Annotated in this window: 13 protein-coding genes and 1 pseudogene; all 14 read left to right on the forward strand. The window is 36.3% G+C overall.

Translation table 11 applies throughout. From position 1 onward, the window contains the following. The first annotated feature begins 212 nt into the window (after positions 1-212). The 14 genes and pseudogenes from BUB96_RS00200 (at position 213) to pstA (ending at position 17,355) form a co-directional block, all read left to right on the forward strand. On the forward strand, positions 213-1,568 hold the full coding sequence (locus tag BUB96_RS00200; protein WP_073294389.1) for an ATP-dependent helicase ComFA: 1,356 nt from the start codon (positions 213-215) through the stop codon (positions 1,566-1,568). Continuing rightward, complete coding sequence (locus tag BUB96_RS10350; RefSeq protein WP_073294395.1) at positions 1,565-2,269, forward strand: ComF family protein; 705 nt, start codon at positions 1,565-1,567, stop codon at positions 2,267-2,269. Before BUB96_RS00200 ends, BUB96_RS10350 begins: the two co-directional genes overlap by 4 nt. 180 nt (positions 2,270-2,449) lie before the next feature. Further along, a complete protein-coding gene (hpf, locus tag BUB96_RS00210; RefSeq protein WP_073294398.1) occupies positions 2,450-3,052 on the forward strand; it encodes a ribosome hibernation-promoting factor, HPF/YfiA family in 603 nt (200 codons plus the stop codon). Positions 3,053-3,296: 244 nt separating this feature from the next. After that, a pseudogene (secA, locus tag BUB96_RS00215) lies at positions 3,297-5,666 on the forward strand (preprotein translocase subunit SecA); the annotation flags it as partial. 122 nt (positions 5,667-5,788) lie between these two features. Then, a protein-coding gene (gene prfB / locus BUB96_RS00220; protein WP_407639278.1) for a peptide chain release factor 2 occupies positions 5,789-6,905 on the forward strand; the annotation gives its coding sequence in 2 pieces (ribosomal slippage) (positions 5,789-5,860 and positions 5,862-6,905; 1,116 coding nt in all). A 422-nt stretch (positions 6,906-7,327) separates the two neighbouring features. Further along, complete coding sequence (gene ftsE / locus BUB96_RS00225; RefSeq protein WP_073294408.1) at positions 7,328-8,014, forward strand: cell division ATP-binding protein FtsE; 687 nt, start codon at positions 7,328-7,330, stop codon at positions 8,012-8,014. Further along, complete coding sequence (gene ftsX / locus BUB96_RS00230; RefSeq protein WP_073294411.1) at positions 8,004-8,891, forward strand: permease-like cell division protein FtsX; 888 nt, start codon at positions 8,004-8,006, stop codon at positions 8,889-8,891. Before ftsE ends, ftsX begins: the two co-directional genes overlap by 11 nt. 50 nt (positions 8,892-8,941) lie before the next feature. Beyond that, entirely contained in the window at positions 8,942-10,168 is a 1,227-nt protein-coding gene (locus tag BUB96_RS00235; RefSeq protein WP_084136551.1) for a C40 family peptidase, read from the forward strand. A 545-nt stretch (positions 10,169-10,713) separates the two neighbouring features. Then, positions 10,714-11,907 (forward strand): PDZ domain-containing protein, encoded by a 1,194-nt coding sequence (locus tag BUB96_RS00240; protein WP_073294414.1) that lies wholly within the window; start codon positions 10,714-10,716, stop codon positions 11,905-11,907. A 49-nt stretch (positions 11,908-11,956) separates the two neighbouring features. Then, complete coding sequence (locus tag BUB96_RS00245) at positions 11,957-12,661, forward strand: response regulator transcription factor (protein WP_073294417.1); 705 nt, start codon at positions 11,957-11,959, stop codon at positions 12,659-12,661. Further along, entirely contained in the window at positions 12,658-14,502 is a 1,845-nt protein-coding gene (pnpS, locus tag BUB96_RS00250) for a two-component system histidine kinase PnpS (RefSeq protein ID WP_073294420.1), read from the forward strand. Before BUB96_RS00245 ends, pnpS begins: the two co-directional genes overlap by 4 nt. Positions 14,503-14,576: 74 nt before the next feature. Next, the gene (locus tag BUB96_RS00255; RefSeq protein WP_073294424.1) at positions 14,577-15,455 is read left to right on the forward strand and encodes a substrate-binding domain-containing protein; all 879 of its coding nucleotides are present in this window, start codon (positions 14,577-14,579) and stop codon (positions 15,453-15,455) included. Between the two features lie 212 nt (positions 15,456-15,667). Continuing rightward, a complete protein-coding gene (pstC, locus tag BUB96_RS00260) occupies positions 15,668-16,540 on the forward strand; it encodes a phosphate ABC transporter permease subunit PstC (protein ID WP_143274236.1) in 873 nt (290 codons plus the stop codon). 11 nt (positions 16,541-16,551) lie between these two features. Beyond that, positions 16,552-17,355 (forward strand): phosphate ABC transporter permease PstA, encoded by an 804-nt coding sequence (gene pstA / locus BUB96_RS00265; protein ID WP_407639279.1) that lies wholly within the window; start codon positions 16,552-16,554, stop codon positions 17,353-17,355. The last annotated feature ends 8 nt before the right edge of the window (positions 17,356-17,363 follow it).

The following is a 17,363-nucleotide window of genomic DNA, read 5'->3' on the forward strand; positions in this document are numbered from 1 at the left end:
CCGAAAAGTGCGCGCAAGTTGAGTTACCGCTCACAGATTACCGAAAATTGCGCGCTGGAGCGTTCCAGCACACGCAAATACGACTTGATTGCGCGTTCAAAACTTCTTTTCACATGAATATTTTAAAAAAAATAAAATAAATAAAAGAAATTCAAGATTTTATGCAAATTATATATATAGGAATAAAAAATATGATAAGAAAGGAAAGAAGCATGGAAGAATTATTATACGGAAGAGAGCTACTTGATAGCGAATTGCCTCAAAATGTTCAAGAAGCAATTAAAGAGAAGCCATTCAAGGTTGAGATCACCGATAGTTTCACAAAACAAGCAGGAAAATATTATTGTAAAAGATGTCAAACTATTTTTACTCCAGTAAGTAAAGAGCATTGCATTTGTGGCGAAGCATGTGGATATTGTAGAAACTGTTTAAAACTAGGAAAAGTTCGACGTTGTAGTCATTTTTACCATTTAAAAGAACCCAATGATTTTCCAATCCCTAAAAAAGAAGTTCTTCATTGGAAAGGAACTTTATCGGAACAACAAGAAAAAGCCTCAAAAGATATTGTGGAAACGATAAAGAAAAACCAAACCCGCTTACTTTGGGCCGTTACGGGAGCTGGGAAAACAGAAATGTTATACGAAGGAATAGCTTATGGCTTAAAAAATAAAAAACGAATAGGAATTGCTTCCCCTAGAATTGATGTCTGTTTAGAGCTAGCCCCAAGAATTAAAGAAGCTTTCTCACATACGAAAATAGCTGTATTATATGGCGGAATGGAAGAAAAATATGGTTATACTCAATTGGTTATTGCGACGACTCATCAGTTGTATCGATTCAAAGAGGCTTTTGATGTTTTAATTATTGATGAAGTGGATGCTTTTCCATTTCATTCTAATCAGTCCTTGTTTTTTGCAGCCAATAAAGCAAAGAAAAAAATAAGTAGTCTTATTTACTTATCGGCCACGCCGACTCTGGTAATGCAAAAACAAGTAAAAAATAAAAAGCTGCTATCCACTATTCTTCCGGCACGTTATCATGGGCATCCTTTACCTGTTCCGAAGTTAAAAGCCTGTTGGAATTGGCATGAAAAACTATTAAAATCACCATTAAGAACGCCTTGTGGGAAGAAAATTCAGCAGCTCATAAAAGAAGAGAGAAGGTTTTTAATTTTTATTCCAAATATTGAGTGGATGCTAAAATTAGAGAAAAAGATGCGCCTTGTCTTTCCTAAGTGTTCCTTTGCGTCTGTTTCTGCGGAAGATCCGGAAAGAAAAGCCAAAGTAAGCGCCATGCGCAATAAAGAATTTCAGTTCCTAATGAGTAGCACCATTCTTGAGCGAGGGATCACCTTTCCAAATATAGATGTCTTAGTGATTGGAGCAGAGGATGGCATTTTCACAGAATCAGCTTTGGTACAAATTGCTGGACGTTGCGGAAGAGCGGCGGATTATCCTACAGGAGAAGTTATTTTTTATCATGACGGTAAAAGCATTGCGATGAAACGAGCGGTTAAGCAAATTAAACAGATGAATAAACTTGCAAGGACGAGAGGGCTGATTCAATGAACACTTGTGTTTTATGTAATCAGAGCCTCAGAAATAATTTGAGCTTATCCTTTATATTTTCGCGTCAAAAAATAAAAGAAAAATTTCTATGTGAGAAGTGCAGAAATAAATTCGAAAAAATTGTTTCTACCAATAGTTGTCCTGGTTGCTTTCGACCACAAAGTTCTCATGACTATTGTAAAGATTGTAAAAAATGGCAAGAACAGTATCCAAAAACACATCTAAATCATGAAGCTTTATATGCATACAATGAAATAGCTAAAGAATATATGGACCAATATAAATTTCAAGGAGATTTACTCTTAGCAAATATCTTCTCAGAAGATCTTCATGAGTGTTTAAATAAATATCAAAAGGAATATTTGATTACCCCAATTCCGCTAAATACTCACAGTAAACAGAAACGAGGATTTAACCAAGTGGAACTGTTACTGGAAAAAGCAGAGATCCCTTACATTCCTTTCCTTGAAAATGTTAGACACGAAGCATCTCAATCGAGTAAAAACCGACCGGAACGGTTAAAAACACCACAGCCTTTTCAATTAATAAACCAAAAAACATTACAAAAAAGTTCAAAAAATAAACTATTAATTGTAGATGACGTGTATACGACCGGTCGGACAATCTTGCATGCACGCTTGTTATTTGAAACAGCTCTGTCTGATCCTTATGAAATCAAAACCTTCTCCTTATTTCGATAAAGAATAAAGGTGAAAGTTTAAAAAAAGAAAGAAGATTCCTAGAATTTAGATAGCGTTCTCTTGTTAAAAAAAACACACTCCTGTATACTTAATATAAATAAAATAAATGCAAATAACTGGATGTATTTTTATTTTATTTCGTAACAAATATAGTTAAACAGGACGGAAGGGTGAGGTAGTATGTTGAATTATAATGTACGCGGAGAAAATATTGAGGTTACACCAGCTATCAGAGAATATGTTGAATCAAAAGTGGGGAAGGTAGAGAAATATTTTGACGAAGTGCCAGAAGCAAATGCTCATGTCAATTTAAAAATCTACTCTGACCGTACGGGAAAAGCTGAAGTAACGATTCCGTTACCAAACATTGTTTTACGAGCGGAAGAAACTTCTCCGGACCTTTATGGAAGTATTGATTTAGTTTCAGATAAGTTAGAACGACAAATGAGGAAATATAAAACAAAAATAAATCGTAAATTCCGCCGCCAACAAACAGGGCTTCCTGATGCAATATCTCCAGATTTATTAGAAGAAACCAAAGACCTAGATGATGAAATTAACGAAGAAGTGAATGGTGGAGTAGACGAGTCAGAAGCTATTCGAATTGTTCGTACGAAAAGATTCGATTTAAAACCAATGAATGCTGAAGAAGCAGTCTTACAAATGGAAATGTTAGGTCATGATTTCTTTGTGTTCTTAGACGCCGATACAGATAGCACAAATATCGTCTATAAACGTGATGATGGAGATTATGGTCTGATTGAAACAGATGAAATAGAATAATAATCTACTTACGATTAAAATTTATATCAACCAGAGGAGCAGCGAATAATGCTGCTCCTCTTTTTGCGAATAAATGTTAGATTTCCAATTGTATTTTAATAATATTATTGCTAAGATATTTAGTAGTCTAACATTCATGATGATACGATTGCTCAATATTTTGAAATTGAGCTTTTTTAATTACATAATAAACGAATAAAAAGAATGAAACAAGAATAGAACGGTTACTGAAGGAGACTAAAAAATGGTCCAATTTTTAAAAGAATTATTCGATACGGATCGCCAATCGCTCAAACGATACGGCAAAATAGCAAATCGTATTGAAGCATTAGAAAATGAATATGCTGCGCTATCGGATGAAGAGTTACAAGCTAAAACACCTGATTTTAAAAGCCGCCTAGAAGCGGGAGAATCTTTAGATGATATTTTACCCGAAGCTTTTGCCACGGTACGTGAAGCGTCGAAACGTATTTTAGGTTTATTCCCATTCCGTGTTCAGTTAATGGGAGGGATGGCTTTACACGAAGGTAATATTGCCGAGATGAAAACAGGTGAAGGTAAAACATTAACCGCTACAATGCCAGTTTATTTAAATGCCCTTTCAGGTAAAGGGGTTCATGTGGTTACAGTTAACGAATATTTAGCGACACGTGATGCGGAAGAAATGGGTGAATTATATGAATGGTTAGGCCTTTCAGTAGGTTTAAACTTAAATTCAAAATCTTCGGCTGAAAAACGTGAAGCATATGAGTCAGACATTACCTATACGACAAACAATGAATTAGGCTTTGATTATCTGCGAGATAACATGGTTGTTTATAAAGAAGACATGGTTCTACGTCCTTTATCGTTTGCGATATTAGATGAGGTAGACTCCATTTTAATTGATGAAGCCAGAACGCCTTTAATTATCTCAGGACAAGCTAACATTTCTTCTTCTTTTTACACGCGATGTGATTTCTTTGTTAAGGGATTGAAAGAAGATGAAGATTACACCATTGATGTCCAAACAAAGACCATCAGTTTCACAGAAGAAGGAATTGATAAAGCAGAACAAGCTTTCCGTACCTCAAATTTATATGATGTAAACAATCAAGAACTTGTACACCATTTAGACCAATCGCTTCGTGCAAATTACATTATGTTGCGCGATATTGATTATGTAGTGGATGAAGATGAAGTGAAAATTGTAGATCAATTTACAGGACGAATCATGGAAGGCCGTCGTTATTCAGATGGTTTGCACCAAGCCATTGAAGCAAAAGAAAATGTTGAAATTCAAAAAGAAACAAAAACAATGGCAACTATTACTTTCCAAAACTTCTTCCGGATGTACGAAAAGCTAGCCGGGATGACCGGTACAGCTAAAACAGAAGAAGAAGAATTTACTGAAATTTATAATATGAATGTTATTGCGATCCCAACAAACCGTCCAATGGTTCGTGATGACCGCGATGATATTATCTATCCTACCTTAGATAGTAAATTTAGAGCCGTTGTTCGAGATATTAAAGAACGTTATGAAGCCGGCCAACCGATCTTAGTCGGTACCGTTGCCGTTGAAACGTCTGAATTATTAAGCCAATATCTAAAACAAGAAGGTATTCCACACGAAATCTTAAATGCTAAAAATCACTTCCGTGAAGCTGAAATTATTGTAAATGCTGGACAACCAGGTTCAGTGACGATTGCAACAAACATGGCTGGTCGTGGGACAGATATTAAACTTGGTCCTGGAGTGACCGAACTTGGCGGCTTAGCTGTTATTGGTACTGAACGACATGAATCTCGTCGAATTGATAACCAATTAAGAGGACGTTCAGGTCGTCAAGGAGACCCAGGTGTTTCTCAATTCTATCTTTCTTTAGAAGATGATTTAATGCGACGTGCTGGTTCAGACGCGATTCAACAACTACTCGAACGTCTAAAAATCGAAGGGGATGATGCGGTCATTCAAAGCCGTATGATTACTCGTCAGATTGAATCTGCCCAAGAACGAATTGAAGGAAACAACTATGATACACGTCGGAGCGTCTTAAGATATGACGATGTTATGCGTGAACAGCGTGAAGTGATTTATTCTCAACGTGAAGAAGTCATTTTACAAGATAAATCGCTAAACTATGTGACCATTCCAATGATTCAACGTACGATTGATCGCTATGTTGATATGTATACACAAGAAGAAAAAGCCGAGGATTGGAATTTAAGCTATCTTGTAGAATTTGCTCATACCGTTCTTTTAAGAGAAGAAGGTTTAGAGGAAAAAGATTTAGAAGGCAAAACCGCCCGTGAAATACGAGATTATCTCCAAGAAATAGCTAGAGAGAATTACACCACTCAAAAAGAAGAACTCGAAAACGAAGAAATGTTTTTAGAGTTTGAAAAAGTTGTCGTCTTACGTGTGGTGGACCAACAATGGACCGACCATATTGATGAAATGGATCAATTAAGACAAGGAATCGGCCTACGTTCTTATGGACAAAGCGACCCACTAATCGAATACCAACAAGAAGGGTATCGTTTATTTGAAGAAATGATTGCAGACGTAGAGTATGAAGTAACACGCTTGCTATTGAAATCAAGAATTCGACAAAACTTAGAACGTGAACAAACTCAACCAGCCACACAACCTAAAAAAGTTAAAAGAAGAAGAAAATAAAAACAACTCGAACCTGTCATTTTGAACCCCTGCTTTCCAACAGAGGGGTTCTTTATTCTTGAGGAGGAAATAGAATGGAAATTAGTGAAATACGTAAAGAATTAGAACGCCTAGATAAAAAAATAGAGGCTTTTAGGGGGTCTCTTTGACTTAGAACAAATGAGCCTGGACATCCAAGAATACACAGAAAGAATGGCGGAACCTGGATTCTGGGATGATTCACAAAAAGCACAACAAGTGATTAATGATTCAAATGATATAAAAAACAAGTATGACTCATTTATGAAATTAAGTGAGGGTGTTGAGGAATATCAGTTGATGTTAGAGATGGTAGAAGAAACAAACGATGAGGACCTTAAAGAAGAACTAAATGAAGGAATCAAGCAACTGCATCAAGAAACGGAAGACTTTGAATTAATTATTCTATTGAGTGAACCGTATGACCGAAACAATGCGATTTTAGAGTTGCATCCTGGCGCAGGAGGTACAGAGTCTCAAGATTTTGGTGAAATGCTTCTTCGAATGTATACCCGCTGGATTGAACACAAAGGATTTAGTTATGAAATGATTGACTACCAAAACGGTGAAGAGGCCGGAATCAAAAGCGTAACTTTACTGGTTAAAGGAGAGTACGCGTATGGGTTATTAAAGGCCGAAAAAGGGGTTCATCGTTTAGTCAGAATCTCTCCCTTTGACTCAAGCGGCCGTCGCCATACATCTTTTGTTTCATGCGAAGTCACTCCTGAAGTTTCAGATGATATTGAAATTGATGTGCAGCCGGATGACATTCGAGTCGACGTATATCGCGCAAGTGGAGCGGGTGGTCAGCACGTAAATAAAACAGAATCCGCGGTACGAATTACGCATTTAAAAACAGGTATTGTCGCAACCAGTCAAGCTGGTCGATCTCAACTTGCTAACCGCCAAACCGCTATGCAACTCTTGAAATCTAAATTGTTTCAAAAAGAGTTAGAAGAAAAAGAAGCGAAACTTGCAAAAATGCGAGGAGAACAAAAAGAAATCGGCTGGGGATCACAAATTCGTTCCTATGTTTTCCACCCTTATTCGATGGTAAAAGATCACCGAACCCATGAAGAAACAGGGAATGCCGATGGGGTGTTAAATGGAGACCTCGATCCATTCATCGAAGCCTATTTAAGACTAACCATCAACGACCATCAAGAAATTTAAGGTAAAACACGAAAAATAATCCAATAATAAAAAAGCAGGGACTTCGGTCTCTGCTTTTTGAGTTCTTTTCTAATGAATAAATACGAAATGATGACGAAAGTTAACTATCTCATAAAATAAAACCCCTTGTCAGTTAAAACGCTTGTTAAAAATAGAAAGCTAATCTTTTGACATTTAAAAAGAAATCAAGTAATAAGTTTGGGAAAATGAGATCACTTGAAATATTAAGGTGTGATACCTACTGGATTTATATCTAAAAGTTACTTGTAGGCGTGATTTATGAAACATTATGTTAAGTTTGAAATATTAATGTAATGTAATTCACACATATTCATTAGCAAGGGGTGTTATACTACCTTCGGATGGCGGTAGATACGGCCATTTTTACTTTAATAAATCTATAAATAAGGTGTTTATAAACTATGATAGAAATGAAAAACGTATCGAAAGTATATGGGAATGGCATAACAGCTATTCATGATTTGTCTGTTCAAATTGAACAAGGCGAATTTGTTTATGTAGTAGGGCCTAGTGGAGCAGGGAAATCGACCTTTATGCGCTTAATGTATCGAGAGGTTTTACCTACAAAAGGGACTGTTTCAGTAGGGGACTTTGATATTAATGAAATGAAAGAAAAGAACGTTCCATTTTTAAGAAGACAAGTCGGCGTTGTTTTCCAAGACTTTAAATTATTACCAACGCTCACTGTATTTGAAAATATTGCGTATGCAATGGAAGTTCTAGAAAAAAGTACTCGGCAAATTGAAGCTCGAGTAGAAGAAGTATTGAAATTAGTGAAGTTAGAACACAAAACAGACATGTATCCTAATGAACTATCTGGTGGAGAGCAACAACGTGTGGCCATTGCTCGAGCAATTGCAAACATGCCTCGCGTATTAGTAGCGGATGAACCAACAGGGAACTTGGATCCTGATACATCTGCTGGGATTATGAAAATATTAGAAACAATTAATGCTCAAGGAACAACCATTATTATGGCAACTCATAATAGTGAGATCGTTAATAAATACAAACATCGAGTCATTGTAATCGATGATGGACGTATTACCCGAGATGAAGAAAAAGGGGGTTATACGTATGAAAATTAGAACTGTTGGCCGACATATAAAAGAAGGCTTTAAAAGTATAAAACGTAATGGCTGGATGAGTTTTGCTGCAATTAGTGCGGTAGCCATCACATTATTGCTAGTCGGTGGATTAATCGCTACAGTGATGAACATTAACGAACTTGCTGCAGATATTGAAAATGATGTAAGTGTTCGAGTATACGTAGATCTTGCGGCTGAAGAAGAAGAGCAAGAACAACTACAAAAAGATTTAGAAAATCTAGAAAATGTCGAAAATGTTGCGTTTTCAAGTCGTGAAGAAGAATTAGAAAACGTTGTTGGAAGTTATGGAGATACCTTTGAGTTATACCAAGGAGATCAAAATCCGTTATATAATGTATTTATAGTTGACACGACTTCTCCTGAAGAAACATCCAAAGTAGCAAAAGAAATTGAGCCAATGGATTTTGTTTCAGAAGTAAACTATGGCGGAGCAGAAGCTGATCGATTATTCAAAATGACAGCAACTATCCGTAATATTGGTGGAATTATTATCATCGCCTTGATATTCACCGCAATATTCTTAATTTCAAACACCATTCGAATTACTATCTTCTCAAGAAGTACAGAAATAGAAATCATGAAGTTGGTGGGAGCAACTAACTGGTTTATTCGTTGGCCATTCTTAATTGAAGGAGCCCTCATCGGATTTATCGGTGCAGTAATTCCATCCGCTGCTTTATGGTTTATCTATAACTCAGTATATGGTGCAGTTTCTGGATTCTTCCAAGGAACTTACTTCTCATTATTAACACCGTCACCTTTTATGTATCAATTAATCCTATTATTAACAGGAATTGGTATTGTGATTGGAGCTACAGGATCCGCACTATCCATTAGAAGATTCTTAAAAGTGTAATAAATTAAAAATTAAAAAACGAATATAAATATTTGGAGGATAAAAATTAAATGATCAAGAAAAAATTATTGTCATTAGCGATGGCAGGTACAATCGGTTTAACAACTTTGGCTTCACCTACTGTATTAGCGAAGGCTGCTCCCTCAACTGTTTCAGAATTTGATACGTTAATTTCTGATCTTACTTCAGAACAAAACGAAGCATCAAATAAATTAGCCAAACTTCAAAAAGAAATTAAAGAAAATGAAGCAGAAGCTGAAAGTTTAGTAGCTGAAATGGAAGAAACAAAAGAATTACTAGAAAAATTACAAAATGAAATTGAAGATTTAAATCTAGTAATTGACCTTCGTGAAGCGCACTTAGAAGATCAAGCACGCGCCCTACAAATTATGGGTGAGTCAGGGAACATCGTTAATTTTGTCTTAAATGCAGACTCACTAAATGATGTTGTTGGCCGAATTGACGTGGTTTCTACTTTGATTTCTTCAAATAAACAAACTCTAGCTCAACAAGAAGAAGATAAAGCACAAGTTGAAGCAAAAGAGAATGAAACAGTGAAGAAACAAGAAGAACAAAACAAAATCGCTGGAAAATTAGAAGCCAATAAAAATGCTTTGGCAGAACGTCAAGCTGAACAAGAAAGTATGCTAGCAAGCATTGCAGCAGAAAAATCAAAAGCTAAAGAAGAACGTAGTACTCTTGTCGCTCAAGCAGAAGCCGCTGAACAAAGACGTAAAGAACTAGAAACAGCTAGAACAGTTTCTGCATCTGCAAGCTCGGATGAAGTAACAACAGCAAGTTCTACAGAAAGTTCAGCAGCTAGTTCAACAGCTAGTTCAACAGCTAGTTCAACAGCTAGTTCATCTTCTGCAAGTTCAAAAGCTAAAACTGAAACGCCAGCAGCACCAAAAGCACCAGCAGCAAATGGTGGTTCAGTCGTAAGTATTGCACATAGCTTAACAGGTACACCTTATAGCTATTCAGGTACAACACCTGCGGCATTTGATTGTTCAGGATATACGTCTTATGTCTTTAACCAAGCTGGACGTTCATTACCACGTACTGCAGCTGGACAATATAGTGCAACTACTCGAATTTCACAAAGCCAAGCACAACCTGGTGATTTAGTTTTCTTCAGTCAAGGCGGAGGAATTGATCACGTAGGAATTTACTTAGGTGGTGGAAGCTTTATCGGTTCACAAACTTCAACAGGAGTTGCCGTATCTACAATTAATTCAGGATACTGGTCAAACTATGTTGCTGGATTTGGACGTTAAGTCAAAGAAAATCCTTTAAAATTTAAATTTTACGATTCAACCAAAAATTACATTCGTTTAAAGTCTCAAGGTAACCGCGTAACCGCAAGTTACTTGAGGCTTTTTTTAATACAAGGTTTATCAAGTTGATAAATAGTTTTAAAAATTGAAGTAGATGAGAAGAGTATCTACACACAAACAATAAAAGAGGTCGCCCACACGCGGAGAAGGTTGCCCGCACGCAAGCTCACCCCCGCTCACACGCGGAGAAGGTTGCCCGCACGCAAGCTCACCCCGCTCACACGCGGAGAAGGTTGCCCGCACGCGAGCTCACCCCGCTCACACGCGGAGTAAGTTGCCCGCACGCGAGCTCACCCCGCTCACGCGCGGAGAAGAGCGCCCGCGTGTGGGCTCTTTAAATAAAGCTTTTTTTAGAGAAAACAAACAAAATTTTTTATTAAATATTTAAATGAATTCCTATTCCTTCAAATTTTATTGAAAAGAAATTCTGAAGATTGTAGAATGACTTTAAGCACATTAAATGACTGACTGGAAAGAAGTGAAAAATGATGACGACAAATTTATTATGGGCAATTCTTCTCTATTTTTTACAACCCGTTTTTATTATTGGTTTAATTTATGCATACTTTAATCATAAGCAACGGGTGAAATACTCGAGAGAGCATTTTCGTGTTAATTTTAATCGGACAAACTTTGAAATAAAAGATTATTTGATGAAAGGGTTATTGCCAGGACTTATCCTGTCAATGGTTTCAATTTTTTTAGGGATACCTTTAACTCTTGAATGGTATCTGATTTACCAAGCCACGACGATTGTATTATTACTTCTAGGTGGCTCACGTTTTATTCATCCGTTATTTACTTTTTCTATTTCCTCTATCTTATTATATATGTCTGATAGATTCGAAGTAGGGTTAAACTTGAATAAACTCAAACCTCTTTTGAATGAAAAATTATTTAACTTAGATTTTGAACTTGAAACGATTTCTCCACTATTAAATAATATATTGATCTTCATGTTGCTTATTTTATTACTAACTATTTTTATGATGAAAAAACAAGAGGAAAATAAAGTTTTTCCAATGCTAAGTGACAGTAAACGAGGAAAAAAAGTCGCAAAATATCCGAATAAAATTTTATGGGTTCTTCCCATGGCTATCATTGTACCTGGAAATATTATTGAACCTTTTGCTAAATGGTGGCCATTATTTAATATTGGAAGTGAACGTTATGCTTTAGTACTCCTTCCAGTGTTAGTAGGCTTACATTACACGGTGTCTTCGCAATTACTTCGTATAGCGAGAGAAAAAATACAAAAAGATTTTATAAACTTATTTTTAGTAGGAGGAATAGGTGTTATTTTCGCTTATTTTTATCCTGCAGTAAGTATTTGGCTTACAGGGGTTCTACTTGTTTTAGGCATATTCGTAATGTATAGACATCGAAGAAGAGAAAAAATGGCAAATATTCAGTATGGCCCTGCAGATATAGGATTGAGAGTTATTGCTGTACGTCCAGATTCTCCTGCAGAACGACTTAATTTATCGATAGGGGATCTGATTCTAACGATTAATGATATCGATATGGAGAGTCGAGCAGAATTTAATGAAGTCCTCGCTTATAATCGCTCATATATAAAATTACGGATTCAAAGAACAGATGGCGAAATAGTAATTGCAGAAACTCCTTTATATGATGATGATTATAATAATTTAGGTTTATTGCTTTTAGATGAATAAGATTGAAAACGGAACATGAAAAATATTACCTAGAAAGAGAGATGAGGATATGAAACGAGTGCTCATTATTGAAGATGAATTCTCTATTTTAAAGCTCTTAACCTATAACTTGGAGCAAGAAGGCTATGAGATTGATTCTTCAATGGATGGCCAGGAAGGTTTAGACATGGCTTTGGAAAATAGATATGACATTATTTTATTAGATTTAATGTTACCAAGTTGTGATGGGATGGATATTTGTCGGGCTATCCGGCAAGAAAAGTTGGAGGTTCCCATTATTATGTTGACCGCAAAAGATACAGAAATTGATAAAATTCTTGGTTTGGAAATTGGGGCCGACGATTATATCACTAAACCCTTCAGCCCGCGAGAAGTTGTCGCACGAATCAAAGCCATTTTAAGAAGAGTTCGTCAACCGAAATCTTCAAACTCCTCGCTATCGGATGGAGAAGTGATTATGGTGGGGAATATCACAATTTATCCTGAAAAATACGAGGTCTATGTTCGTGATCAATTAATTGATTTGACTCCAAAAGAATTTGAACTGTTATTGTATTTGTCTCGCCGAATGGGTCGTATTTTAAGCCGCGAACAATTGTTACATGCGATTTGGGACTATGATTTTTCAGGAGAAACGAGGATTGTGGATGTTCATATCAGTCATTTAAGAGAAAAAATCGAAGAAGATACAAAAAAACCCGAATACATTATCACGGCTCGGGGGTTTGGTTATAAATTAGAGGCGCCAAGATGAATTATATCAAACGAAAGCTTTATCTTTTATATTTTATTATTGTTGCCATATTCATGCTCGTTTTTTATTTTGTTCTATCTAATATTGTAGAAAATAGAATTGAAGAACAAGAAACAAAAAGACTTGATCATGATATGATCTCTTTAACGACCTATATAGATGAGCAAATTCATCAAAATAGGATTGACGAATCAGATACGGAAGAAGCGATACAAATCTTAGAAACCATCGTTCCGATTGTAAATGAACGAGTGACTTTTTTAGACCCCGAGGGAAATGTATTGTATGACTCGAGCCAAGAATCTGAAAAAATAGGGGAGATATTTAATGCTTTTGAAATTCAAAAGCTTTTAGAGGGTGAAATGGTGCGGATTACCGACTATACAACAAAAAGATCTGCACAGCCTTTATATTTTGTGGCTCAAGCAGTTTATAATGAAACAAATCAGCCTCTTGGTATTTTAAGAATTGCTAGTGAAATTCCAGATTTAGCCGATATTATTCGATTGGTTTTTATTGTTTTATTAATTGGAATGGTATTATTAGCGACTTTTTTATTTTTACTGCTAAAAAAGTGGATGGACCAAATTACAACGCCTATCGATCAGATGCAAGGTGTACTTAGCGAATTATCGGTAGCGGATTATGAGGTGCGTTATGTCGGGCAATCTTATAAAGAAATTAATGACTTAGGAAATTCAATCAATGAACTTGCGGAAAATTTAGAACAACAAGAATTAGAGTTAAAAACAAGTGAAAAACGTATGGAGCGATTAATTAATCACTTAATTGTGGGTGTGATGTTATTAGATGAGAATCGAATCGTTCGAATTGTAAACCCAGCCATGAATGAATTATTAAATGTAAATCTCTATGGAGAAAAAAACTTATTGTATACAGATTATATAAAAAGTGCCGAATTAACCGAATTGATTGAGCGTTCATATGCATTGAAAAAAACATTAAATGCAGAAATCACCATCTATTTTCCAGATGAAAAAGTATTGGATGCGAATGTTGTACCGATTCCTGGAAAAGAAGAAGGGGAGAAGAACTATATCGTTTTATTGTATAACATTACAGAAATGCGGCGCTTAGAAAATATTCGAACCGATTTTACGGCGAATGTTTCGCATGAACTCAGAACGCCAGTGACTGCGTTAAAAGGTTTTAGTGAAACTTTACTGGATGGCGCCATGTATGACGAAAAAGTTTTAAAAGAATTTTTAGAAATTATGTCAAAAGAAGCCACCCGATTAGATTCTATGGTGCAAGATATTTTACAATTATCCAAATTAGAACAAAGAAAACTGTCTGTTTCTACAGAAAAGGTAAACCTGCGCGAGGTAGCCGAAGAAGTGTTGACTATTTTACAACAAAGAATCGACCAAAAAAAGATGACTTGCTGGATTGAAGAAGACTCACCTGTAACGATCACAGCCAATCGTGATCAACTGAAACAAATTTTAATGAATTTAGTCGCCAATGCGATTATATATACGCCGGCAGAAGGAATGGTTATCATTCACTTAAGTCAAGTAGATAATGAAGCGCATATTCAAGTGATTGATAACGGGATTGGTCTGTCGAAAAAAGATCAAACTCGGATTTTTGAGAGATTCTATCGCGTAGATAAAGCCAGAAGTCGAAATTCCGGGGGGACCGGATTAGGCTTATCCATTGTAAAATGGTTGGTTGAGAATATGAATGGACGTTTAGAACTATTTAGTGAGGAGAACATAGGGACAACCTTTGGAGTGATTCTTCCGATTAATCCTGTGGAAAACAATAAAAAAGAATATACTTTTACACAATATTTACATGAAATAAATCGTATATAAATAATCGAGTTGTATGATAAAGCTGAAAGACAGAGAGATGTCCTTCAACTTTATAAAATAGAGGAGATTTGTATATGACTTTGAAAAGTTCAGTAACATGGCTAGCATTATTTAGTGGATCTTTATTGTTAACGGCTTGTGGAAATGAGGAAGCTGATTCTTCCGCTTCCGCTTTTGAGGATACTTCAGATATCCATGTGATTACACGCGAAGATGGTTCTGGAACTCGCGGTGCTTTTGTTGAAATTACAGGAGTTGTTGATGAAAATGAAGATGATAATACAACCCCAACAGCTACGGTTCAAAATAGTACAAGTGGAGTTATGCAAGCTGTTGCTGGTGATATTCATTCATTGGGCTATATTTCTTTAGGATCACTTGATGAATCGGTTGCAGGTCTAGCAGTTGACGGGATAGAACCTACGCCTGAAACTGTAGCTTCTGGTGAATACCAAGTCGCTCGAAATTTTAATATCACTTATGGTGAGAATCTAAATGAAGCAGCACAAGATTTTTATAGCTTTATGTTTTCAGAAGAAGCGCAAAATATTGTGGAAGAACAAGGCTACGTTTCTGTAGATGTACAAACTCCAGAATACAAATCTGAAGAAGTATCGGGCGAGATTAATATTGTAGGCTCAACTTCAGTAGAACCTTTAATGCAAGCCTTCGCTGAAGCTTACAAAGAACACAATCCGAATGTAACGATTGATATCACCGCTCCTGGATCAGGTGCAGGAATTACTGCCGTTATTGATGGAAGTGCCGATATTGGAATGGCTTCACGCGAACTTGATGAGGAAGAAGCGACACAGGTTGCTGGAGTCGATGCAATTGCGGTAGATGGGATTGCGTTGATTGTTCATCATGACAACCCGCTTGAAGAAATCACCTTAGAACAAATTCAAAGTATTTATTTAGGAGATACAACAACCTGGGATGAAGTTCAATAATATAAAAAAATAACGAAAAATATTTGAATAAAATTGGGAGGATACTCAGTGATCTTCCCTTATTTTCTTGTGTATCAATTAGAAGCAAATGGGGCTCAGCAGTAGCAATCTACTAGTGTTGGAAACCGTTTATTGTTATATTTGATCTATAAAATTTAATAGATAATCGTTATTTGCTTCATGTCAGAGTATCCATTTTACATTGAGAAAGGATGATTCGGTTGTTTAAACAAAAAGAACGGGTTATGAATGGCATCTTTTTTATCTCAGCCTTTATGTCTATTGTGTCATTAGTTCTTATTATTGTATTCATGTTTACTAATGGGATTCCCGTTATGAGAAAATACGGTTTTAGTGAATTTTTGTTTGGAACAGTCTGGCGACCGACTGCAAGTTCACCGAGTTTTGGATTATTTCCTATGATCTTAGGCTCTATATACGTCACTCTTGGAGCAACGATGATTGGGGTGCCCATTGGTATTTTGACCGCCATTTTTATGGCAGAGTATTGCCCAAACAACTTGTATAAAATATTAAAACCAGGGATCAGTTTAATGGCTTCTATCCCATCCATTGTTTATGGCTTTTTTGCTTTGCAATTAGTCGTGCCTATTATTAGAGATTATATCGGTGGAAATGGCTATAGTATGTTGACCGCGATGTTACTTTTAGCGATTATGATTTTACCGACGGTTATAGAATTGTCTGAGTCGGCAATTCGTGCAGTTCCAAGGAGTTATTATAATGGAAGTATTGGCTTAGGAGCAACGCATGAACGTACGATTTTTAGTGTCATGCTACCTGCAGCTTCATCGGGAGTTCTTTCAAGTATTGTATTAGGAATTGGTCGAGCGATTGGTGAGACGATGGCTGTGGTATTAATTGCTGGAAACCAGCCCATCATCCCTGATAGTTTATTAAGTGGTGTTCGAACATTAACAACCAATATCGTTTTAGAGATGAGTTATGCGGCCGGCGATCACCGTCAAGCCTTAATTGCAACAGGAGTTATTTTGTTTGTCTTTATCTTAATAATTAACTCAATCTTTATTGTTATTAAAAATAGAGAGGACACAAGCGAATGAATAAAAGTAAAATGGCTCGAGGATTGGTTTACTTTGGTGCGTCGGTCACTTTTGGTGTATTAGGCTTCATTGTTTTGTTTATTTTAATCAAAGGCGTTCCGCATATTACACCTTCTTTATTTGCTTGGAACTATACAACAGAGAATGTTTCCTTAATGCCGGCATTAATTACAACCTTGTATGTGATTGGTGGTTCACTTTTAGTGGCGACACCTATTGGAGTATTCACTGCTATTTATTTGGTGGAATACGCTGATCGAAGTAAATTTGTAGTTAAAGTCATTTCGATGGCGATAGATACCTTATCCGCGGTCCCTTCAATTGTTTACGGCCTGTTTGGTTTTCTGTTCTTTGTAACGTTTCTTGGGTTTCAATTTTCATTGCTAGCCGGAATCATGACGACTACGATTATGGTACTGCCCTTAATTATCCGCTCAACGGAAGAAGCATTAATATCAGTGGATATGTCTTTACGACAAGCAAGTTTTGCTTTAGGTGCTGGAAAATTAAGGACGATTTTTAATGTTGTTTTACCTGTGGCGATGCCAGGGATACTTTCTGGTGTCATTCTAGCGATTGGACGAATTATAGGGGAATCAGCAGCTTTAATTTATACGCTAGGTTCATCTACCAATCTTCCGCATTCTGTATTCTCATCGGGAAGAACACTGGCTGTTCATATGTATATTCTGTCTAGTGAAGGTTTTTATGTCAATGAAGCCTATGCAACAGCTGTTATTTTATTGATTCTTGTATTAGCTTTAAATGGATTATCGACATTAATCGGTCGGAAACTGGCTGGAGGAGGCAAATAGAATGAAGA

Origin of the sequence: Atopostipes suicloacalis DSM 15692 (assembly GCF_900129085.1) — a bacterium.
Taxonomy (GTDB): Bacteria; Bacillota; Bacilli; order Lactobacillales; family Carnobacteriaceae_A; genus Atopostipes; species Atopostipes suicloacalis.

Coding starts and splice junctions, on each gene's coding strand:
- BUB96_RS00200 (WP_073294389.1), top strand. CDS start 213: ATGGAAGAATTATTATACGGAAGAGAGCTACTTGATAGCGAATTGCCT.
- BUB96_RS10350 (WP_073294395.1), top strand. CDS start 1,565: ATGAACACTTGTGTTTTATGTAATCAGAGCCTCAGAAATAATTTGAGC.
- hpf (WP_073294398.1), top strand. CDS start 2,450: ATGTTGAATTATAATGTACGCGGAGAAAATATTGAGGTTACACCAGCT.
- ftsE (WP_073294408.1), top strand. CDS start 7,328: ATGATAGAAATGAAAAACGTATCGAAAGTATATGGGAATGGCATAACA.
- ftsX (WP_073294411.1), top strand. CDS start 8,004: ATGAAAATTAGAACTGTTGGCCGACATATAAAAGAAGGCTTTAAAAGT.
- BUB96_RS00235 (WP_084136551.1), top strand. CDS start 8,942: ATGATCAAGAAAAAATTATTGTCATTAGCGATGGCAGGTACAATCGGT.
- BUB96_RS00240 (WP_073294414.1), top strand. CDS start 10,714: ATGATGACGACAAATTTATTATGGGCAATTCTTCTCTATTTTTTACAA.
- BUB96_RS00245 (WP_073294417.1), top strand. CDS start 11,957: ATGAAACGAGTGCTCATTATTGAAGATGAATTCTCTATTTTAAAGCTC.
- pnpS (WP_073294420.1), top strand. CDS start 12,658: ATGAATTATATCAAACGAAAGCTTTATCTTTTATATTTTATTATTGTT.
- BUB96_RS00255 (WP_073294424.1), top strand. CDS start 14,577: ATGACTTTGAAAAGTTCAGTAACATGGCTAGCATTATTTAGTGGATCT.
- pstC (WP_143274236.1), top strand. CDS start 15,668: ATGATTCGGTTGTTTAAACAAAAAGAACGGGTTATGAATGGCATCTTT.
- pstA (WP_407639279.1), top strand. CDS start 16,552: ATGGCTCGAGGATTGGTTTACTTTGGTGCGTCGGTCACTTTTGGTGTA.